The 21,508-nt window shown below is 66.5% G+C and carries 16 protein-coding genes; 10 read left to right on the top strand and 6 right to left on the bottom strand.

The features are described from left to right. The first annotated feature begins 3 nt into the window (after positions 1–3). The 10 genes from LGQ10_RS19910 to LGQ10_RS19955 all read left to right on the top strand — a co-directional run bounded on the left by LGQ10_RS19910 (position 4) and on the right by LGQ10_RS19955 (position 14,460). Positions 4–1,329: a DotU family type VI secretion system protein gene (locus LGQ10_RS19910; protein WP_226522970.1), complete on the top strand. Its 1,326-nt coding sequence runs from the start codon at positions 4–6 to the stop codon at positions 1,327–1,329. Then, complete coding sequence (tssM, locus tag LGQ10_RS19915; protein ID WP_058434550.1) at positions 1,326–4,829, top strand: type VI secretion system membrane subunit TssM; 3,504 nt, start codon at positions 1,326–1,328, stop codon at positions 4,827–4,829. The genes LGQ10_RS19910 and tssM overlap by 4 nt, the downstream gene beginning before the upstream one ends. Beyond that, the gene (gene tagF / locus LGQ10_RS19920; protein ID WP_058434549.1) at positions 4,826–5,479 is read left to right on the top strand and encodes a type VI secretion system-associated protein TagF; all 654 of its coding nucleotides are present in this window, start codon (positions 4,826–4,828) and stop codon (positions 5,477–5,479) included. Before tssM ends, tagF begins: the two co-directional genes overlap by 4 nt. Continuing rightward, positions 5,480–6,214, top strand: a complete 735-nt coding sequence (locus LGQ10_RS19925) for a PP2C family protein-serine/threonine phosphatase (protein ID WP_058434548.1) — start codon at positions 5,480–5,482, stop codon at positions 6,212–6,214. It begins immediately after the preceding gene. Positions 6,215–6,216: 2 nt separating this feature from the next. Next, positions 6,217–9,303: a serine/threonine-protein kinase gene (locus LGQ10_RS19930; RefSeq protein WP_226522971.1), complete on the top strand. Its 3,087-nt coding sequence runs from the start codon at positions 6,217–6,219 to the stop codon at positions 9,301–9,303. Then, positions 9,303–10,019: an ABC transporter ATP-binding protein gene (locus LGQ10_RS19935; protein WP_226526166.1), complete on the top strand. Its 717-nt coding sequence runs from the start codon at positions 9,303–9,305 to the stop codon at positions 10,017–10,019. Before LGQ10_RS19930 ends, LGQ10_RS19935 begins: the two co-directional genes overlap by 1 nt. After that, complete coding sequence (locus LGQ10_RS19940; protein ID WP_226522972.1) at positions 10,019–11,221, top strand: ABC transporter permease; 1,203 nt, start codon at positions 10,019–10,021, stop codon at positions 11,219–11,221. Before LGQ10_RS19935 ends, LGQ10_RS19940 begins: the two co-directional genes overlap by 1 nt. 22 nt (positions 11,222–11,243) lie before the next feature. Further along, on the top strand, positions 11,244–12,926 hold the full coding sequence (locus tag LGQ10_RS19945) for a formylglycine-generating enzyme family protein (RefSeq protein WP_226526167.1): 1,683 nt from the start codon (positions 11,244–11,246) through the stop codon (positions 12,924–12,926). An 83-nt stretch (positions 12,927–13,009) separates the two neighbouring features. Continuing rightward, the gene (tagQ, locus tag LGQ10_RS19950; RefSeq protein ID WP_226522973.1) at positions 13,010–13,936 is read left to right on the top strand and encodes a type VI secretion system-associated lipoprotein TagQ; all 927 of its coding nucleotides are present in this window, start codon (positions 13,010–13,012) and stop codon (positions 13,934–13,936) included. A gap of 140 nt (positions 13,937–14,076) precedes the next feature. After that, positions 14,077–14,460, top strand: a complete 384-nt coding sequence (locus LGQ10_RS19955; RefSeq protein WP_226522974.1) for a helicase — start codon at positions 14,077–14,079, stop codon at positions 14,458–14,460. Positions 14,461–14,553: 93 nt separating this feature from the next. Here the strand turns inward: LGQ10_RS19955 and LGQ10_RS19960 are convergent, their stop codons facing one another. From LGQ10_RS19960 to exbB, 6 genes are all read right to left on the bottom strand, one after another. Continuing rightward, the gene (locus tag LGQ10_RS19960; RefSeq protein WP_226522975.1) at positions 14,554–15,954 is read right to left on the bottom strand and encodes an aminoacyl-tRNA deacylase and HDOD domain-containing protein; all 1,401 of its coding nucleotides are present in this window, start codon (positions 15,952–15,954) and stop codon (positions 14,554–14,556) included. Positions 15,955–16,033: 79 nt separating this feature from the next. After that, positions 16,034–18,109 carry an ATP-dependent DNA helicase RecG gene (gene recG / locus LGQ10_RS19965; RefSeq protein ID WP_226522976.1) on the bottom strand — a complete coding sequence of 692 codons (2,076 nt, stop codon included), beginning with the start codon at positions 18,107–18,109 and terminating at the stop codon, positions 16,034–16,036. A gap of 9 nt (positions 18,110–18,118) precedes the next feature. Further along, a complete protein-coding gene (locus tag LGQ10_RS19970) occupies positions 18,119–19,039 on the bottom strand; it encodes a hydrogen peroxide-inducible genes activator (RefSeq protein WP_058434868.1) in 921 nt (306 codons plus the stop codon). 148 nt (positions 19,040–19,187) lie between these two features. Then, positions 19,188–19,940, bottom strand: a complete 753-nt coding sequence (locus LGQ10_RS19975; protein WP_058434867.1) for an energy transducer TonB — start codon at positions 19,938–19,940, stop codon at positions 19,188–19,190. After that, the gene (exbD, locus tag LGQ10_RS19980; protein ID WP_058434866.1) at positions 19,937–20,365 is read right to left on the bottom strand and encodes a TonB system transport protein ExbD; all 429 of its coding nucleotides are present in this window, start codon (positions 20,363–20,365) and stop codon (positions 19,937–19,939) included. Before exbD ends, LGQ10_RS19975 begins: the two co-directional genes overlap by 4 nt. A gap of 6 nt (positions 20,366–20,371) precedes the next feature. Continuing rightward, a complete protein-coding gene (gene exbB / locus LGQ10_RS19985; protein ID WP_226522977.1) occupies positions 20,372–21,376 on the bottom strand; it encodes a tonB-system energizer ExbB in 1,005 nt (334 codons plus the stop codon). Positions 21,377–21,508: the final 132 nt, after the last annotated feature.

Genomic DNA, 21,508 nt, shown 5'->3' on the forward strand with positions numbered 1-21,508 from the left:
GCGATGCATCCGTTCGACGATTCGGCAGGGCAGCCGTCCCCGCCCAACGACCGTACCCAATTCATGCCGCGCCCCGGTGGTCGCGCGCCCGAGCCTGGTCGCCCGGCACCTGCGCCGGCACCGTCCCTGGCGATGCCATCGGCGCCGCTGGCGGCCGGCCAGGCCCGGGGCCTGAACCCCCTGGAGAGCGCCGCCGGCCCGTTGCTGGCGCTGCTCACTCGCCTGCGCAGCACCCTGGCGCACCCGGCGCCGGCCAGCCTGCGGGCGCAGTTGCTGGCCTACCTGCGCCAGTTCGAGGAACGTGCCGAGGCCGCAGGCGTGCCGCGCAATGACGTGCTGCTGGCTCGCTATGCGCTGTGCACCGCCCTGGACGAGGCCGTGCTGAGCACGCCCTGGGGCAGCACCAGTGACTGGGGCAAGCAGAGCTTGTTGATCACCGTGCACAACGAAGCCTGGGGTGGCGAGAAGGTCTTCCAGCTGCTGGAACACTGCCTGCAGAGTCCGCGCGAGCGCCTGTACCTGCTGGAACTCCTGTACCTGTGCATGTGCCTGGGCTTCGAAGGCCGCTATCGGGTGATGATCGACGGGCGCAGCCAGCTCGAGGCCCTGCGCGAGCGCACGGCTGCGACCATCCGCAGTGCCCGCGGCGAGCATGAGCGCGAGCTTTCGCCGCACTGGCGCGGCGTGACCGTGGCCCGGGATCGCCTGGCCCAGTTCATGCCGCCCTGGGTCGGCATCGCCATCGGTGTCGCGCTGCTGCTGGCGCTGCTGTTCGGCCTGCGCCTGAAGCTGGCGGCGGATGCCGAGCCGGTGTTCAAGAACATCCATGCCCTGGGCGAGATCCCGGTGCAGACCCTGGACCGCCCGGTGATCCAGCCAAAGGTGGTGGAACGTCCACGCCTGGCGGGGTTCCTGGCCGACGATATCCGTGCTGGGCGAGTGGCGGTGGAAGACACTGCTGATCGCTCGGTGGTGACCATCCGCGGCGACGAGCTGTTCGCCTCGGCCAGTGCCAGCATCCGCGACGACTACCAGCCGCTGATGCTGCGCATCGCCGACGCCGTGCGCAAGGTCAAGGGCCAGGTGCGGATCACCGGTCACAGCGACAACCGGCCGATCGCCACCTTGCGGTTCCCGTCCAACTGGAAGCTGTCCCAGGCCCGCGCCGAGTCGGTGCTGGAGATCCTCGTGGCGAAGACCGGACAGCCCGCGCGCTTCAGCGCCGAAGGCCGCAGCGACACCGAGCCGCTGGCAACCAATGCCACCGCCGAAGGGCGGGCGCGCAATCGTCGGGTAGAAATCAGCGTATTGGCGGAGGGGGTCGAGTGAAGGCGTTTTTCAGTTTTGTGATTCGCTGGGTGATCCCGCTGCTGGGCCTGATCGCCCTGAGCCTGATCATCTGGTTCATCGGCCCGCTGCTGGAGTTCCTGGTGCCGGAAGGCCGGCGCTGGGCCCTGATCATTTTCATTTTCGCGGTGTGGATCGCCTACCGGGTGTTTCGCATCATCCAGGCCCGCCGGCATGCGGCCAAGGTGTTGCAGAGCCTGGCGGCCGACATCCCGCCGGACCCGGACAGCCTGGCCACTGCCGAAGAGCTGGCCGCCCTGCGCCAGCGCATGGACGAAGCCCTGGTGCTGCTCAAGAAGGCCAAGCTAGGCGGTGACGAGCGGCGCAACCTCTATGAACTGCCGTGGTACGTGATCATCGGTCCGCCGGGTTCGGGCAAGACCACTGCGCTGGTCAACTCCGGCCTGCACTTCCCGCTGGCAGCGCAGCTGGGCGCCGGCGCCGTGCGTGGCGTCGGTGGTACCCGCAACTGCGACTGGTGGTTCACCGACCAGGCCGTGCTGCTGGACACCGCCGGCCGCTACACCACCCAGGACAGCCACGCCAATGTCGACAAGGCCGCCTGGCTGGGCTTTCTCGACCTGCTCAAGACCCAGCGTTCGCGGCGGCCCATCGATGGCGCCTTCGTGGCCATCAGCCTGTCCGACCTGCTGCTGGGCAGCGAGGCGGAGCGGGCGGCCCATGCGGCGGCGATCCGCCTGCGCATCCAGGAGCTGTACACCCAGCTGGGCGTGCGCTTCCCGATCTACCTGATGCTGACCAAGCTCGACCTCGTGCCGGGGTTCATGGAGTTCTTCGACTCCCTGAGCAAGGAAGAGCGGGCCCAGGTCTGGGGCATGACCTTCGCCCTGGACGACGGCAAGAGCAACGACAGCCCCCTGGCCCACCTGCCGGCGGAACTGGCGGCCCTGGAACAGCGCCTCAACGAGCGGCTGGTGGAGCGCCTGCAACAGGAACGCGACCCGGCGCGGCGCGACCTGATCTACGGCTTCCCGCAGCAGTTCGCAGCGCTCAAGGAGTCGTTGCAGAGTTTCCTCGAGGGCGTGTTCAAGCCCAATGCCTTCGAGGAGCGGGTGCTGCTGCGCGGGGTGTACTTCACCAGTGGTACCCAGGAAGGCAGTCCCATCGACCGGCTGATCGGCGCCATGGCCCAGAGCATGAACCTGGACCGCCAGCATCTGGCGCGCCAGACCGGCACCGGGCGCAGCTACTTCATCGAGAAACTGTTCAGCGCCGTGGCCTTTGCCGAGCGCGGCCTGGTGGGGGTCAACCCCAAGGTCGAGCGGCGGCGCAAATGGATCGCTCGCGGCGCCCTGGCGGCCACCGTGGCCCTGGTGCTGGTGGTCGGCACCCTGTGGATCGTCAGCTACCGGGCCAACCAGAACTACATCGCCCAGGTCGACCAGCGCGTGGCGCCAGTGCGCCAGAGCGTGCAGAACCTCAGCCCGGCCCAGCGCGATGTGCTGGCGGTGCTGCCGCTGCTCAACGCGACCCGCAACCTGGCCGGCGATGCACCGGGCTGGGCCGAGGGCCTGGGCCTGTACCAGGGCGACATGCTCGAAGCCGAATCCGCCAGTGTCTATCGCAAGCTGCTGGTGGCGGTGTTCGCCCCGCGCCTGATGACTCGCATCGAGGAGCAGTTGCACAGCGGCGGCAACTCGGACTTCCTCTACGAGGGGCTCAAGGCCTATCTGATGCTGGCGGACAACGAGCACTACGACGCCGATTTCATCAAGGCCTGGATCACCCTGGACTGGGACCAGACCCTGTCCCGCGAGCTGCCGCCCGACCAGCGCCAGGCCCTGACCGGGCATTTGCAGGCGCTGTTCGAGAAGCATCCGCCCAATGCCCGCCTGGACCAGCGCCTGATCGATGACCTGCGCCGCCAACTGCAACAACTGCCGGTGGCCCAGCGAGTCTACGACCGAGTCAAGCGCGCCAAGCTGCCGGCCGGCGTGCCGGACTTTCGCCTGAGCGAAGCCGGGGGCCGCGATGCGGCGCTGGTGTTCACCCGCAAGAGTGGCAAGCCGTTGAGCGAGCCGCTGAGCGGCCTGTTCACCGCCAAGGGCTATCGCGAGGGCTTCCTGCTGGCCAGCGTCAACCAGGCCGGTACCCTGGCCGAGGAGCAGTGGGTACTGGGCCGCGACCAGGCCGAGCAGCAGAATGTCGTCAGCCTGGCGGCCGACGTGCGCCGCTTGTACTTCCAGGACTACCTGCGCCAGTGGGACGCCCTGCTGGCGGACATCGACTTCGTGCCGATCACCAGCGTGGCCCAGGCCGCGGATGTGCTGCGGATCATCTCCGGCCCCAGCTCGCCCTTGAAGAAGCTGCTGGTGGCCGTGTCCAAGGAAACCGACCTGCAGCAGGAAGAGCGCCTGTTGGCAGCCCAGGGCCAGAAGGTCGAGGGCGGGGTCGACCAGCTCAAGCAGCGCCTGGGTTCGCTGTTGGGCCAGGAGCAGACGGCGGGTCCGGCGGCCGTGGCCAACGAAGACCCGGTGAGCCTGCATTTCGCCGACCTGATCAGCCTGGTGAGCAAGGGCGAGGGTGAGCCGGCGGCCATCGATGGGCTGCTGGCGGACATGAACGCCCTGTACGTGCAGGTCAGTGCCATGGTCGGCGCCAGCGGCGATGCCTTGCTGGGCGAGGCCAAGAACCAGGCCAGCGCCGCGGCGGCACGGGTCAGCCTGACGGCCGCACGCCAGCCGCCGCTGGTGCAGGGGCTGGTGAAGTCGGTGGTCGGTTCCACCACCAACACCATGATGGGCGGGGTTCGCAATCAACTGAACGCGGCCTGGGTCAGCGAGGTGGTGAATGTCTATCGCCAGTCCCTGAGCGGCCGCTACCCGATGTCGCCGGGCAGCTCGCGGGACGCGACCCTGGAAGACTTCGGCCAGTTCTTCGGTGCGGGCGGGGTGATGGACAGCTACTTCCGCAAGTACCTGCAGCCTTACGTCAACACCTCCACCACCACCTGGAGCTGGCAGCCGGGAGCGGCGCAGAAGCTGGGGATATCCCCTGGAGTGCTGCAGACCTTCCAGCGGGCCTCGAACATTCGCGATGCGTTCTTCCGCTCCAGCGGCGGCACCCAGCCAGCCGTGCGTTTCGAGCTCAAGCCGGTGGAGATGGACGCCAATATCAGCCAGTTCCTCCTCGACCTCGACGGCCAGCAACTGAGCTATGACCACGGCCCGAGCCGGCCGGTGGCCATGCAGTGGCCGAACCCGGGGAGCATTGGCGTGGTGCGCTTGTCGATCATGCCGCCGTCGGCCAGTGGGCGTTCGGGGATCACCCTGGATGGCCCGTGGGCCTGGTTCCGCCTGCTGGAGCAATCGGACCTGACCGCCACCAACTCGCCGGATCGCTTCAACCTGCGGCTGCGGGTGGACGGCGCGAGCATTTCCTATGAGTTGCGGGCCAGCAGTGCCTTCAACCCGTTCAAGAGCCGGGTGCTCAGCGGCTTCAGCCTGCCGGAGCGGCTATGACGGCGCCCGGCCTGTACGGCAAGCTGGCCAGCCGTGGCGACTTCGTCAGCCGTGGCCTGCCGCAGAGCTTCATCGGTCCCTGGGACAGCTGGTTGGCAGCGGGGCTGCTGGCCAGCCAGAACGCCATGGGCGAGCACTGGCTCAACGCCTACCTGGTCAGCCCGCTGTGGCGCTTCGCCCTGGCCCCGGGCGTGTGCGGACCCCAGGCGGCGATTGGGGTGGTGATGCCGAGCATCGACCGGGTCGGGCGCTATTTCCCCCTGACCGTGGCGGCGCTGCTGGAGCCGGGTGAAGACCTGGCCTGCCTGGTGGGTGGCCCGGACCTGTGGTTCGAGCAAGTGGAGCAGTTGCTCCTGGCGACCCTCGACGAAGGTGCCAGCTTCGAGGCCCTGGAGGAGGGTTTGCAGGCCCTCGGCGCGCCTGTTACGGCACTGCGTGCCGAAGGCAGCCAGTTCGCCGGCCTGCAGCGGTTCTATGTCAATGACCCACAGGCCCGGAGCGCGGTACTCGCTGCCCAGGCCCTGGACGGGGCGAGTGTCTGGTGGGGGCGCGGTTCGCAGTACATCAGCCCGATGTTGCTGCGTTGCCAGGGTCTGCCGCCGGCCAATGATTTTGGGCAATTTCTGCTCGGGCAAGAGGGTGCCGTCTAAATGCGTTCAGCGCCACAACTGTCCTACCAGTCCGCCAGCTACAGCCATGTCGGCATGGTGCGGAAAATCAATGAAGATGCCTGGCTCGAAGCGCCGGAAACCGGCCTGTGGCTGGTGGCCGATGGCATGGGGGGGCACGCTGCCGGGGATTACGTCAGCAGCCTGATCGTCGACAGCCTGCGGACGGTGCCGGCCGGTGACAACCTGGAGCAGTACGTTGCCGCGCTGCGCAACGGCCTGGCAGCGGTGAACGCCGCGGTTCGCGAGGAAACCGCCAATCGTGGGGTGACGATGATGGGCAGCACCGTGGTCCTGCTGGCGGTGCGCGGCGACCAGGCAGCCTGCCTGTGGGCCGGTGACAGTCGCCTGTACCGGTTGCGCGACGAACAGCTGGAAAGCATTTCCCGGGACCACAGCTACGTCCAGGACCTGCAGGACAGCGGCCTGCTCAGCGAGGCCGAGGCACGGGTCCACCCACGGGCCAACATCGTCACGCGGGCCATCGGCGTCGAGGCCCAGCTGGAGCTGTCCCAGGTCGACCTGCAGGTACTGGCCGGCGACACCTTCCTGCTGTGCAGTGACGGTTTGAACAAGACTGCCGAGGATTTCGAATTGCGTGACGTGCTCAGCCACAGCGAGCCCAACGATGTGGTGCGCAGCCTGATCCACCTGGGCCTGACCCGGGGCGCGCCGGACAACATCACCGCCATCGTGATCAAGGCCGCAGGAAACTGACCATGGACATTGTGATTCCCGGCTTTGACATCCAGGGCGAGATTGGCGAAGGCGCCATGGCCTCCGTGTACCTGGCGACCCAGCGTTCCCTGGAGCGCAAGGTGGCGCTCAAGGTCATGGCTGCGTCCCTGGCGGCCGACCCGAGCTTCTGCGAGCGCTTCCTGCGCGAAGGCAAGACCCTGGCGCGGTTGTCCCATCCGCACACCGTGACCATCCATGACATCGGCAATGTCGGCGAGCTGTACTACATGGCCATGGAGTACCTGCCCAACGGCACCCTCAAGGAGCGGATCGCCGCCGGGCTGACCCCGGAGCAGGGCGTGACCTATATCCGCCAGATCGCTTCGGCCCTGGGGTATGCCCATGCCCAGGGGCTGGTGCACCGTGACGTCAAGCCGGCCAACATCCTGTTCCGTGCCGACGGTACGGCGGTGCTCTCGGACTTCGGCATCGCCAAGTCCCTGGATGACCGCACCCAGTTCACCCAGGCAGGTTTTGCCGTCGGCACCCCGAGCTACATGAGCCCCGAGCAGGCCCGTGGCCAGGACATCGACGGGCGTGCCGACCTCTATGCCCTGGGCGTGGTGCTGTACGAAATCCTGGTGGGCAAGCTGCCGTACAACGGCACCGATGCCTTGTCGACGGCCCTGGCCCACCTCACCGAGCCGTTGCCGGAGCTGCCAGTGCACCACGGCCGTTACCAGCACATTCTGGGCAAGCTGCTGGCCAAGGACCCCGCCGAGCGCTACCCGGACGCCGCTGCCTTGCTGGTGGCCCTGGACAACCTGCCGGCGGCGGCCCCGGAGGTCGAGGCGACGCTGATCCAGCCGCTGCCGCTGCCTGCGCGGGAAGTGCCGGCGGCCAGCGACCTGGCCGGGCTGACGCCGGTGTCCATCGAGATTCCGCGGCAGGCGCCGCCGCCTGCTCCACGCCAGGAACCGCGCCCTGAACCCGTGGTTGCGCCCCAGCGCGTGTCCAGCTTGCCGCCCCAGGGCGCCGAGCCTGCAGGGCAACGTCGGGGCCCGGTGCTGGCCCTGGCTGGCGTGGCCGTGGCAGTCGCCCTGGCCGTGGCAGGGGTCGGTTACTGGTGGCTGTCCGGGGACAGCCAGGAGCCTGCGCCAAAGGTTGTTGCCAGCCCTCCGGCCTCCGGCACCAGCGGTGCGTCCAGCGTGGCGCCGCCGGTCAACCAGCCGGTGGCGGGTGATGCCGATGGCGGCCAGCGACCGCTGCTGATGCCCGGCAAGAAGACCCTGTTCCAGCGGGTGCTGAGCAAGCCGGGGGCGAGTTTCTCCAGCGAGCCGGGGGCCACGCCGGGGCGCTCGGTACCGGCGTTCTCGGTGCTGTACGTGTATCAGCGCAAGAGCCTCGACGGTCGTTCCTGGTTGCGCCTGGGCGCGGCCAGCGATGGTCGCAGCGTCGGCTGGCTGCCGGCGGACCAGGTCAGTGACTGGAAGCAGAGCCTGGTGCTCAAGTTCACCGAGCGTTCCGGGCGGGCACCGGTGATGTTCGTGCGCCAGGCCAGCCAGCTGGAGCGCCTGCTGGCGGACCCGTCGGCGGCCAGGAACCTGTTGCTCAATGCCCAGAAGAACCCTCAGGACGATCAGCAGGTGCTGGCCCTGGAACCCAATGCCAGCGCGGTGCCGCAGGATCAGTTCTACCTGTTGCCGATCTTCGACTCCAAGGAGAGCTTCGACGAGAACGGCCAGCCGGTGCAGCTGCTCAATGTCGCCTCCATCGATCCGGGCAGCAGCCCGCAGAGCATCAGCGACAGCAGCGGCAAGAGCCAGCCGCTGGCCGGCGCGCAGGCCACTGGCGATGCCTTCCGTACGGCAGTGGTGCTGGTGGTCGATACCTCGGTGTCGATGCAGCCCTACATCGACCGGGTACGTGATGTGGTGCATGAACTGCAAGGCAAGCTGGCTGCGCGCGGCGAGCTGGACAGTGTCAGCTTCGGCCTGGTGGGCTTTCGCAACAACATCAAGAAGACCCCGGGCCTGGAGTACGTCGCCAAGACCCTGGTGACCCTCGACCAGGGGCGCGACCCCCAGCGGTTCCAGGAGCTGGTCGGCCAGGTCAAGGCCACCAGCGTGTCCAGCCACTCGTTCAACGAAGACGCTTTCGCCGGGGTCATGCAGGCCGTGCAAGGCATGGACTGGAAGGGCTACGGCGGCCGCTTGATCCTGTTGGTCAGCGATGCCGGGGCCCTGCGCAAGAACGACCCCTTCAGCCGGACCCAGATGAACGAGGCCGAGGTGCGCCAGGCGGCCCTGGGCAAGCAGATCAAGATCTATGCCCTGCACCTGCGCACCGATGCCGGCAAGAAGAACCATGCCCAGGCCGAGACCCAGTACCGGGTGCTGACCGCCGACGCCAACCCGAAGATCGGCGACCTGTACATCCCGGTGGCCGGTGGCGATGTGAGCAAGTTCGGCGAGCGGGTCGACGAGATCGGGACGGTGTTCGCCGACCTGGTCCATCAGGTGCGCGGCAACCAGAGCCAGGCGGTTCCGGTGCTGGCGGCGAGCCCGAGCATCGCCGAGAAATCGGCGGCCATCGGTTATGCCATGCACATGGATTTCCTCGGGCACAAGTCCGCCAGCCAGGCACCGCAACTGGTGAGCGCCTGGACCGCCGACCGCGACCTGACCAATCCGGCGCTGCCGGCATTCCAGGTGTGCGTGATGCTGACCAAGTTGCAGCTCAACGATCTGCAGCAGTCGCTGAAGCTGATCGTCGATGCGGCGCGCAAGACCCAGACCTCGCCCAAGGATTTCTTCCAGGAAATCGCCAGCGCCAGTGCCTATATGAGCCGCGATCCGTCGGCCCTGAGCAAGGGCGGCAACCTTGCCAATGGCGGCGTGCTGGGGGAATACCTGGAGGGGCTGCCGTACCGCAGCAAGTCGCTGAACATGACCCAGGACCTGTGGTTGTCGTTGAGCGTGGCCGAGCAGGAGGACTTCATCGACGAGCTGGATTCGAAGATCCGCCTCTACGAGACGTTCCACAACGACCTGGCCAACTGGGTGCGCTTTGGCGATGCCGAACCGGGTGATGCGCTGTACCGCGTTCCCTTGTCGACCCTGCCGTGATGCTGGACCTGGTGGACGTGCGCAAGAGTCGCGGCGAGGGTCGCCAGCGCTACAGCCTGGTGATCCCCAGGCTGCAGCTGCGTGCCGGCGACCAACTGGCCGTGGTAGGGCCCAGCGGATGTGGCAAGAGCACCCTGCTGGACCTGCTGGCGCTGGTACTGGCACCGGATTCGAGCCGGCGCTTCGATTTTGCCCCGGACCGGGCAACCTTCGATATCGCCGGAATCTGGCAGCAGGCCGGGCATGGCGCCTTGGCCGAATTGCGCAGCCGGCACCTGGGGTACGTGTTGCAGACCGGCGGCCTGCTGGGGTTTCTCGATGTACGGGGCAACATCAGCCTGCCGCGCAAGATGCTTGGGCTGGCCGATGAGGGCATTCCCCGGCGCCTGGCCGAACGCCTGGAAATCGTCGACCAGTTGCACAAGAAACCCGCCGCGCTGTCGGTGGGCCAGCGCCAGCGGGTCAGCTGCGCCCGGGCCCTGGCCCACGGTCCGCAGGTGTTGCTGGCGGACGAGCCGACCGCCGCCCTGGACCCCTTGAATGCCCAGCGGGTGATGCAACTTCTGGTGCAGCAAGTGCGGGACCAGCAGCTGTGCTGCGTGGTGGCCACCCACGATGAGCCACTGGCCCGGGCCAATGGCTTGCAGATCCGGCGCATAACCTGCCAGCGCGACGTCGATGGCGGTGTCACCGCGACCCTCGGGGAGGCGTGCTGATGCGTGCGGCCCTGACAGCGGCGCTGGCCTGGCAGGATTATCGGGCCGATACCTGGTTGGCGGCCTGCTCGGTGCTGGCCCTGGTGGCGGTGATCGCGCCGCTGCTGGTGCTGTTCGGGCTCAAGTTCGGCCTGGTCAGCAGCCTGACCGAGCGCCTGGAGAAGGACCCGACGGTGCGCGAGATCATTCCCCTGGGTGGCGGTCGTTTCAGTGCCCAGTTCATTGCCGAGCTGAGGCAGCGTCCGGAGGTGGCGTTCGCCTTGCCCAGGACTCGGCAGATCGCCGCCACGGCGGATCTGTCGCGAGGCTCGGGGGAACTCGGCCTGACCGTGGAAATGCTTCCTACCGCAGGCTCGGACCCGTTGCTGGGGCGCCTGCCGGCATTGCAGGGCATGAACGGTGTACTGCTCAGTCGGACCGCCGCCGAGAAGCTCGGGGTGCAGCCGGGAGATTGGCTGCAGGCCAGCTTCGGCCGGCAGGTGGCGGGGCGCACCGAGGTGCAGCAAACCCGGGTGCAGGTCGAGGGCGTGCTGCCCCTGGAAGCCTTTGCCCGGGATGCGCTGCTGGCGCCCCTGGAGCTGCTGGAGGCTGCCGAGGACTATCGCGACGGCCGTGCCGTGTTGGCCATGGGCTGGGCCGGTGGCGCCCCGACGTTGGCCGGGCAACGGGTGTATCCGGCGTTTCGCCTGTATGCGCGGACCCTCGATGACGTTGAAACGCTGCGTCAGTACTTCGCCGGGCGCGGCCTGCTGGTGTCGACCCAGGCCCAGACCATCGCCCAGGTGCAGTCCTTGAGCCGCAACCTGTCGATCGTGTTCTGGATCATTGCCGGGTTGGCCCTGGCTGGGGCCTTCGCGGCCATTTTCGCCGGTGCCCTGGCGGCGGTGGAGCGCAAGCGCCGGGAGTTGTCGGTGTTGCGCCTGCTGGGCTTCTCCACCGGGGCATTGCTACTGTTCGTGGTGGCCCAGGCGCTGTACAGCGCCGGGTTCGCCGCGGTGTTGAGTGGCGTGCTGTACGGCCTGGCCCAGGCGGGGCTGAATCATCTGTTCATGCAGGTGCCGGGCGAGTACGCCAGCCACCTGCTGCCGGTCCATTACGGGCTGGCCCTGTTGGCGACGCTGGGCGTCAGCACCCTGGCCGCCGCGCTGGGCGGCTGGCGGGTGGCGCGCATTGAAGCCTGTGAAGGAATTCGCGATGTATAAGTTGATCAGCACCCTGCTGGCCATGACCCTGGCCGGCGCCGTGTGGGCCGAAGAGCCCGACAACAAGATGGACAACCCCAAGCCCCTGGCCGGTGACGTCAGCCTGCCGCTGCCATGCGACGGCCAGATGCTGTTCCGCTACGTCTATGTGCTTGCCCAGGGCACCCTGGACGATCGCGAAATCAACCTTGGCTATCCCTTCTCCGAGGGCGAGAGCGGTTATCAGCAGTCGTTCATTTCCGGCTATCGGCGGGACTACATCAACGGCCAGTTCACCCTCAAGGACCTGCCGGGGCCCTGGGCCAAGACCATTGGCCCGCTGTTGCCCAAGACCGGCGCCGGGATACCGCTCAAGCCAATGATGTACTTCATCGGCAAGTACGAGGTCACGGCTCGCCAGTATGCTCAGGTGATGGCCCAGGCGCAGTCCCTGGCCAGTGGCGAGCCGGCTCCGGCCTGCGAGGCGCCGGAGGGCATGCAGGGGCGCCTGCCCAAGGTCAAGCTGTCGCGCTTCGAGGCCGAGCGTTTCGCCGCGGTGTACAGCGCCTGGCTGATGAAGAATCACCGCGACCTGCTGCCGGTCAGCGGGCGGGGCAACTCCGCCGAGGACGGCGGCCTGGGTTTCGTGCGCCTGCCCACTGAAGTGGAATGGGAGTACGCCGCCCGCGGCGGCCAGGCCGTGAGCCGCCAGGAGTTGGAAGGCCGGCTGTTCCCCCGCCGCCTGGAGGGCAGCGAGAGCGACGGCCCGCTGGCCGACTGGGCAGTGTTCAACCAGGTGGCCGGTGGTACTGGCCAGGCCGCGCGGCTGATGCCCATCGGTACCAAGCAGCCCAACCCCATTGGCTTGTTCGACGTGATCGGCAACGCCGCCGAGATGGTCCAGGAGTCGTTCCAGTTGGTGCATGCCGGGCGGCGCCAGGGCACCTATGGCGGTTTCGTGGTCAAGGGCGGCAACTACCTGGAAGGCGAGGGCACGCTGTTCACCGGCATGCGCCGCGAATATCCGCTGTTCGGCGCCGACGGCACCGAGCAGAGCAACGAGACCACCGGCTTTCGGGTCGCCATCGGTGCCTTGTCGGCGCCCCGCTCGCGCTACAAGGAGCTGTTTGCCCAGTGGCAGAAGGAAGGCCGCCTGGCGTCCCTGACCGATGCCATCGACGATGCCCAGGACCCTACCAAGCGCCTGGACAGCATCATCGCCGCCAGCGTCGATCCACGGCTGCAGGCCGAACTGGGGCTGGTCAACGAGGAGCTCAAGCGCAACGTGTCGCTGATCGCCCAGCAGCGTGAAGAGGCCGCCGGCAACCTGATTCAGTCCTCGGCACTGGTGGCCGAGACCATCAACAACTACAACATTCGTCTGACCAACCTGAAAAAGAGCCAGCAGCAAGCCCTCGATGCCAAGGATGAGCCCAGCGCCAAGCTGTTCGCCGAAGCCATCGACAACGGCCGCAGTGCTCTGGACGGGGCGGTGGCGATCTACATCGACAACCTGGCCACGGGTACCCGTTACACCGACGCGGTGATCCAGGCGCAATTTCAACGAATCAAGGAAGAGCTCAATCGCAAGCCAGTGCTCGGCAAGAGCCTGGTGACGCGCGCTACGTTATTCGTCCGCCATGTCGGGAATTATCGCCAGCAACGGCGAGCCGACCCGGCGACGATTTTGAAGGAACTGCTCGCATCGACCGGTCAGAAGTCATGACCGGCCGCTGTCTGTCGAGCCTGGAGGATCTCGGACGACCTGGAGTCGCGCCGAGTTGGTCAAACTTAATCGAGATCACGAACATGCTTTTTTCCCGCAACCCATTTGCTTCAACGTCCAAGCGTCACCTGCTGTTGGTTGCCGCCGGGTTCAGCACCGTATTGACCGGTTGCGCGACCTCTCCGGTGTCCAAGGTCGCCTCGACCACCAAGGTCGAGTACTACCCGAGCTGCTACGAGCCAGTGCAGCACTTGCGTGCCACTGATTCGGACATGACCAAGTCGGTCGTGACCGGTGCCGCCCTGGGCGCTGCCGGTGGTGCCTTGCTGGGTGCCCTGACCGGTGGTGAGAATCGCGGTCGCAACGCCGCCATCGGCGCCGCGGGCGGTGCCCTGGCCGGTGGGGCCGCCGGTTACTACACCGAGCGCCAGAAGCAGATTGCCGATGACAACCAGCGCATCGCTTCCTACGCGACCGACGTCAACAAGAGCGTGGCCGACATCGACCGCAGCACCGCTTATGCCCGTGCTTCGCAGACCTGCTACCAGCGTGCCTTCGACAGCCTGATCAGCTCCCGCAAGGCCAACAGCATCAACGACGTGGAAGGGCGCAAGCGCCTGGCGGAAATCGTCAGCGGGCTGAAGGAGTCCAACGACCTGATCACCGCCGTGAATGGCCGAGCCAGCGAGGACCTGAGCAAATACAACCAGGCCTACGAGCAGGACCTGCAGCAAGTGGGTGTGCAGCGTACCGACGTGGTCAAGGTGGCGAGCGCCGACACCACGCCGGTGACCACCGGCAAGGGCAAGGGCAAAGGCAAGACGCCTCCGAAGGCGAAGCTGCCGACCGTGCCCCAGGAAGCGGTGAGCACCGAGAAGTCGATGCAGCAGGCCAAGACCAAGCAGGCCGAGAGCAACAAGGTGGCCAGCAGTGGCCAGACCCAGGTCAACAGCATGTGCAAGAACCCGGACCTGGGCGACTGGGCACCGGTGCCTTGCCCGAACGTCTGAGTCAGTGATTGTCTGACAAGATGTCGCTATAAGCGTTGAACGCCAGTCGATCTTCGAGCAATCGAACAGATCGGCTGGCGCTTGACGCGTTACAGGTTACACTGCGCCGGCCATCCAATAATTCCACTGAGGCGCCGCGCATGAAATTTCGTTTTCTCCTCTGGGTGCTTGGCCTGTTGATGGGCAAAGCCAGTCGCAACAATCCTGCTTTCCAGCAACAGCTGGGCGACAAGGAGCTGGTGTTCCAGCTGCAGACGCTCGACGGCAAGGTTGCTCGGCATTTCTTCGTCAAGGACCAGCGTGTCACCAGCCGTTCGGGTGTATACCCCGAGCCTGCGTTCGCCATTGCCTTCAAGGACGCCGCCTACGGCTTTGCGACCCTGCAGGCGAAGAACAAGCAGCTGGCGTTCATGACCGGGATCCAGGACAAGTCGATCCAGATCAAGGGCAATCCGGCACTGGTGATCTGGTTCCAGGGGTTGACCAAGTATCTGAAGCCAAGAAAACCCAAGCCCAAGGCTTGAGTGGATTGGCGCACCCGTCGTTGGCAATGCCGCGACCGGTCGCAGGAGAGACGCTTGAAGGGATGCTGCAGGCCGCAAGGGCCTGCAGAAAGATCAGGCCTGGCTGAACTGCGAGGCCAGTTCGCGCAGCAGCACTTCGGCTTCCAGCACCTTGCTCACCACATCCTCGGCCTTGTCACGGGTCAGGCCCAGGCGTTCGAGCAGGGCGTCGGGAATGTCCTCGCGCGGGCCGGAACCGATGCCACGGCTGCGCAGCAGGCGCACCGCCAGGCAGGCCAGGTTCGGGTACTCGGCGTAGGCGCCGTCGTAGCTCGGGTCGTGCTGGAAGCGCAGGGCGGTGGAGAGCTCGTCCGGCATGTCCCAGTAGCGCATCAGCCAGGCCCCGATCTGCTCGCGACTGATGCCCAGCAGGTGCTGCTCGACGTAGCTGTGACACAGGTGCGGGTTGACCTCCAGGTGCCGGCAGATCAGCGAGAAATGGGGCGGGAACACGTGGGCCAGCAGCAGGTAGCCGAAGTTGTGCAACAGGCCCGCCAGGTAGGTCAGGCCGGCTTCGGGGCGCTGGGGGCGAGGCATGGCGCGGGTCAGGCCTTCGATCACGGCGGCGGTGTAGATCGATTGCTGCCAGTACGGCGTGGCGTGCTGTGGCTGGTCCTTGGGCAGGCTCAGGGTCTTGCCCAGGGCCAGGCCCAGCGCCAGGTTGATCACCAGGTCGAAACCCAGCACGCGGACGATGGCGTCCTCCACCGAGCGAATCTTGCCCGGTGAGGCGTAGTAGGGCGATGCCGCCCAGCTCACCACTTGTGCGGCGAGGGCCGGGTCGGTTTCCACCACGCCGGTGATGTCGTCGATGGTGGCGTTGGGGTCGACCCGCAGCTTGATGATCTTCTGTGCGGTTTCCGCCAGGGGCGGGATCTCGATGGTGGCTTCCAGGCGTTGCTGGATGCGCCGCGCGGTGAAGGCCTGCATCGCCTGGGAGATCTCCTCGCGGTCGTCATCCGGGCGGTCGAGGTTGGGACGAATGCTGCCCAGCGACTCGCCGAACGTGCCGGCGCTGGCCTTGCTGAGCATGCTCTTGAAGTCTTCGCGGGTGATTTCCAGCAGCACGCCCGGCTCACCCGAATGGATCAGCAGGCTGGGTTCGTGCAGCAGGCTCTCTTCGTACAGGCAGGGGGAGCTGGTCAGGGCTGGCAGGCCGGGCAACAGGCTCAGGCTGTGCTTGCCGAGCATGCGCTCCAGGCGTTCGGTGGCAACCGATCGCAGGCGCCGGCCAGTGAGTTCGGCCAGGCGGTTCAGGTCCAGCAACTGGCTCTGCGGGAACAGCACCATCAGCGCGCCGACGGCGTCATCCAGCAATACCGCCTGGACTTTACGCGCGGCTGGCAGCTCTGGATGGTCGATGACTTCGTTATAGCCGATGGCCAGCTTGCCGAGCAGCAACCGGATGACAGATGGCGCGTGCGGGGTTGCAGTGGCGAGGGCAACTTCTGTCATGGCGTGGTATCCGTTCTTCTACAATGTGACCAGTATAACCAGCTTGGTCATTCCAATGGTTCACTAACTGAGGGTTGGTTCACACTTGACCGTATTGCTGGCCGTGGCGCAGCCAGCGTTCCAGCAGCGGGCTGACGTGGGTCGGCCAGCGCTCCAGCAGCGCCTGGGCAGCATCGCGTACCGCCGGTAGCAAGTCGGCATCGCGCATCAGGTCGGCGACCTTGAACTGCAGCAATCCGGTCTGGCGTGTACCGAGCATTTCCCCGGGGCCACGCAGTTGCAGATCCTTTTCGGCGATGACGAAACCGTCGTTGGTCTCGCGCATGATGCCCAGGCGTTGACGACCGATTTGTGAAAGCGGTGGATGGTAGAGCAGCACGCAGTGGCTGGCGGCACTGCCGCGACCGACCCGGCCACGCAACTGGTGCAGTTGCGCCAGGCCCAGGCGCTCCGGGTTCTCGATGATCATCAAGCTGGCATTGGGCACGTCGACCCCCACCTCGATCACCGTGGTGGCCACCAGCAGCTGCAGGTTGCCGGCCTTGAACTCGGCCATCACCGCGGCTTTCTCGGGCGCCTTCATGCGTCCGTGGATCAGACCCACGCGCAATTCTCCGAGGGCGCTGGAGAGGTCCTCGAAGGTGGTTTCGGCGGCCTGGCAGGTGAGCTCCTCGGATTCCTCGATCAGGGTGCAGACCCAGTAGGCCTGGCGCCCTTCGGCACATGCGGCGCGGACCCGCTCGATCACTTCGACGCGCCGGCTGTCGGTCACCAGCACGGTGTTCACCGGCGTGCGCCCGGGTGGCAGCTCGTCGAGGATCGAGGTGTCCAGGTCGGCGTAGGCGCTCATGGCCAGGGTCCGGGGGATCGGCGTGGCGGTCATGATCAACTGGTGCGGACAGAGGCGGCCGCCCACGCCTTTCTGGCGCAGGGCCAGGCGTTGCTGGACGCCGAAGCGGTGCTGTTCGTCAATGATCACCAGGGCCAGGTTCTTGAACTGCACTTCGTCCTGGAACAACGCATGGGTGCCCACCACCATGGGTGCGCCGGCGGCGATCTGCTCCAGGGCGGCGGTGCGGTTCTTGCCCTTGAGCTTGCCGGCCAGCCAGGCGACTTCCAGGCCCAGTGGCTCCAGCCAGCGCTTGAAGGTGATGAAGTGCTGTTCGGCCAGGATTTCGGTAGGTGCCATCAACGCCACCTGGTAGCCGGCCTCCAGCGCCTGCAGGGCGGCGAGGGCGGCGACGACCGTCTTGCCGGCGCCCACGTCGCCCTGGATCAGCCGCAGCATGGGCTCGGGCTGGCTCAGGTCGTAGGCGATTTCCTTGCCCACTCGCTGCTGGGCGCCGGTGGGGGCGAATCCCAGGTTCTTCAGGTAGCGGGGCGGCAGCTTTTTCGCCAGGGGCAGCACCGGCGCACGCTGGGAGCGCAGGCTGTCACGCAGGCGCTGCTGGGACAGCTGGTGAGTCAGTAGCTCTTCGAAGGCCAGGCGGTGCTGGGCCCAATGATGACCCAGGGCCAGCTCATCGACGTCAGCGTCGGCCGGTGGGTGATGCAGGTAGCGGATCGCATCGTCCAGCGGGGCCAGCTGGTAGTCCCGGGCCAGTTCATCGGGTAGCCAGTCGGGCAGGCTGCGGGGGCCGAGCATGGCCAGGCTCTGCTGGCAGAGCATGCGCAGGCGTTGCTGGGTCAGGCCTTCGGTGAGCGGGTAGATGGGGGTCAGCGTCTGGTCCACCGGCGGCGGTTCGTCGGCGCTGATAGCGCGATACTCCGGATGGTAGATCTCCAGTCCCGAGGCTCCAGGCCGGGCTTCGCCGTAGCAGCGTACCCGGGTGCCGCGCTTGAGGCCTTCCTTCTGGGCATTGCTGAAATGGTAGAAGCGCAGGCTCAGGCCGCCGGTGCCGTCCTGCAGGCGCACCAGCAGGCTGCGACGCTTGCCCATGACCACGTCGGCGCCGCTGACGGTGCCCTCGACCACCGCGTCCTGGCCCGGGCGCAGGGCGCCGATGGGCACGACGCGGGTGCGATCCTGATAACGCATGGGCAGGTGGAACAGCACGTCCTGGAGGTTTTCCAGGCCGACCTTGGCCAGTTTTTCGGCCATGGCTTCACCGACACCCTTGAGTGCCGTCACCGGCACCTTCGACAGCTCAGACATTGCGACGGCTTAGCTCGCCGCGGGTGGCTTGGCCACCGAGCACAGGCGGATCGAGTCGGCGAGGATCTCGATGGCCTTGGGTCGGGGGAAGCTCGCCCGCCAGGCGATGGCCACGGTACGAAACGGTGCTGGCGGCGTCAGCGGGCGAACTTCGATGACGCCAGGGGCGTAGTGATGGCTGTCCACCGCCGACAACGGCAGGATCGAGACGCCCAGGCCCGAGGCGACCATGTGGCGGATGGTCTCCAGCGAGCTGGATTCCACGGTGGTGTGCTTGGCGCCGTCGTTGCCCTTGGTCAGGGTCGGGCAGGCCTCCAGCACCTGGTCGCGGAAGCAGTGGCCTTCGCCCAGCAGCAACAGGCTCTTGTCGTTGAGCAGGCTGGCGTCGATGGTGTCCTTGCGGGTCCAGGCATGGTCGCTGGGCATCAGTACGTAGAAGGGTTCGTCATACAGCGGCAGGGTGAGTACGTCTGCCTCGTTGAACGGCAGGGCGATGATGACCGCATCCAGCTCGCCGTTGCGCAGCTTGTCGCGCAGCACATGGGTGAAGTTCTCTTCGATGTACAGCGGCATTTGGGGCGCGACGCGATGCAGCTGCGGAATCAAGTGCGGGAACAGATATGGGCCGACGGTATAGATGGCGCCGACCTTGAGGGGGGCGGTCAGCTGGTTCTTGCCTGCCTGGGCCAGCTCACGGATGCCCTGGGCCTGTTCCAGGACCTTCTGTGCCTGGGCGACGATGGTTTCACCCACGGGTGTCAGGCGTACCGCGCTCTTGCTACGTTCGAAGATCAGCACGCCGAGTTCGTCTTCAAGCTTTTTGACGCCGACCGAAAGGGTGGGCTGGCTGACGTGGCAGCGTTCGGCGGCATGGCCGAAGTGCTGTTCCTGGGCAAGGGTAACGATGTAGCGCAGTTCTGTAAGGGTCATAGCGGGCGTCCATGAGGTTGCGGCCAAGCATAACGGCTGCAATCGATAGACGCACGTTATCAGACTGAGTGTGGAGTACGACACCCGCCAATACCCGCTTCGACTCGCACAAATGCAAAGGGCACCCCTGGGGTGCCCTTGCGGTGTATCAGCGGCGGCCGCGGCTTCTGTCGATCTCGTAGTTGTACGAGGCGGTGATTTCCACGCTGCCGTTGTTGAGCATGTCGGCAGGAGGCTTGGGCAGCGGCTGGGCGCGGCGGATCATGTCCAGTGTGGCGCGGTCCAGGTCGGCGTTACCCGAGCGCCCGACCAGCTCGTAGGACAGGACCTTGCCTTCGGCATCCACGACGAAGCGCAGGGAGTTGGTGCCTTCCTTGCCGCGTCGCTGGGCTTCACCCGGGTAGCGCTTGTATTTGGCCAGGTGCGCCTGCAACTCGCCCTGCCAGTTGGCCTTGGCGGCCGCCTGGGCCGGCGATGGCCCTGCGGTTGCCGGTGCGGGGTTGCTGGAGGTCGTCGGCGTTACCGGGGCGTCGCTGGGCTTCTCGTCGGAAGGTTTTTCCTTGGGCGGCTCAGGCTTGACCACGGGTTTGGGCGGCTGTGGCTTGGGCTTCTGCTTGACCGGCTTGGGCACCGAGATGGTGGGCTTGGGTGCCTCGGCCAGCTTGGGCAGCGGCAGCTCTTCCACCGGCGCCGGGGGCTGCGGCGGGGTGACCACCTTGGGCGGTGCCGGAGGCGGTGGCACAGGGGCAGGCGCCAGCTCCACCACCATGGCCTGGGGTGGAATGGGCGGCGGCTGAGGCTTGGACCAGTTGAGGGCGAGTGCGATCGCCAGCGCATGGACGCCCAGCACCACGGCCAGGCTACCGCTGTAACGCGTCAGTCTTTGGCGCGTCGTGATCATTTCTTGGCTGCCGTCTCAAGTCCGACCAGGCCGACCTTCAGGTAACCGGCCGCCCGCAGGGTGTCCATCACGCTCATCAGGTCGCCGTAGTCAACGCCCTTGTCGGCCTGGAAGAAGACCGTGGTGTCCTTCTTGCCCTGGGTCTTGGCGTCGAGGGCAGCGCCCAGGGTCTCGGCCTTGATTTCGTCGTCGCCGAGGAACAGGCGCTGGTCGGCCTTGACGCTGAGGAACACCGGTTTCTCGGGGCGCGGCGCCGGCTTGGCGCTGGAGGCAGGGAGATCGACCTTGATGTCCACGGTGGCCAGGGGCGCGGCCACCATGAAGATGATCAACAGCACCAGCATCACGTCGATGAACGGCGTGACGTTGATCTCGTGGTTTTCGGCCAGGTCGTCGCCTGCCCCTTCCTTCAAATGCAAGCCCATGGCCGATTACCCCACTTTCACCATGTGCGGTTGTGCGGAACGCTCGCTTGGCTGGTGGTCCAGGTCGCGGCTGACCAGCAGCAGGACTTCTGCCGAGGCGTCCGTTACCTGGGCCTTGTAGCCGGTGATGGAGCGGGCGAAGACGTTGTAGATCACGACCGCCGGGATCGCGGCGACCAGGCCCAGGGCGGTGGCCAGCAGGGCCTCGGCGATACCCGGGGCAACCACGGCGAGGTTGGTGGTCTGGGTTTTGGCGATGCCGATGAAGCTGTTCATGATGCCCCACACGGTGCCGAACAGGCCGACGAAGGGGGCAGTGGAACCGATGGTGGCCAGCACGCCGGTACCGCTGCTCATGTTGCGGCCACAGGCAGCAACCAGGCGCTCCAGGCGGAAGCTGACGCGTTCCTTGATGCCCTCTTTTTCACGGCTGTTGGCCGACAGGCGCATTTCTTCCAGGGCGTCATGGACCAGCAGGTTGGCCAGGGTGCCTTCCTTGGTCGCAGTAGCGCTGGCTTCCTTGAGGGTGGTGGCCTTTTTCAGCGCGGCGATTTCGTGGCGCAGGCGACGCTTGGCACCCATCAGCTCGAAGCCTTTGGCGATCCAGATGGTCCAGGTGATGATCGAGGCGATGGCCAGGCCGATCATCACCAGCTTCACGATGATGTCGGCGTTCTGGTACATGCCCCATGGGGAAAGATCGTGGGCCATGCCCAGGGTGTTATCGGCTTCCAGAACCTCGGGGAGGTCCTGGTCTGCCACAGGCTGGCCGTCGGCCTGGACCTGCTCTCCGGCTGCGGGAGCTGCAGCGGGTGCAGGCACCGCGGGGTCGGTGGCCGGGTGCTCGGCGGCAGGGGCTGCGGCGGCTGGCGCGGTGGCCGGTGCGTGCTGGTCGGCCCAGGCTGCGGTCGGGGCCAGCAGCAGGCTGCACAGCAGCGCAGCGACTGCGCTCATGGTGCGCAGCGGGCTTGGGCGTTTGGTTGGCGAGACGGAGAATGGGTTGCTTGTCATGCTGGCCGGACCTGAGAGAAGAATAGGGTGATTGTCCTTCTAGGCCTCGCAGGGCCGAGAACAAAATGGGCGGTCATTATTGCAAGTAATTCTTGTTAACAGAAGTAATAGAGTATCTTTTTTTCCTCGATT

The sequence above is a fragment of the Pseudomonas sp. L5B5 genome, from assembly GCF_020520285.1.
GTDB lineage: Bacteria > Pseudomonadota > Gammaproteobacteria > Pseudomonadales > Pseudomonadaceae > Aquipseudomonas.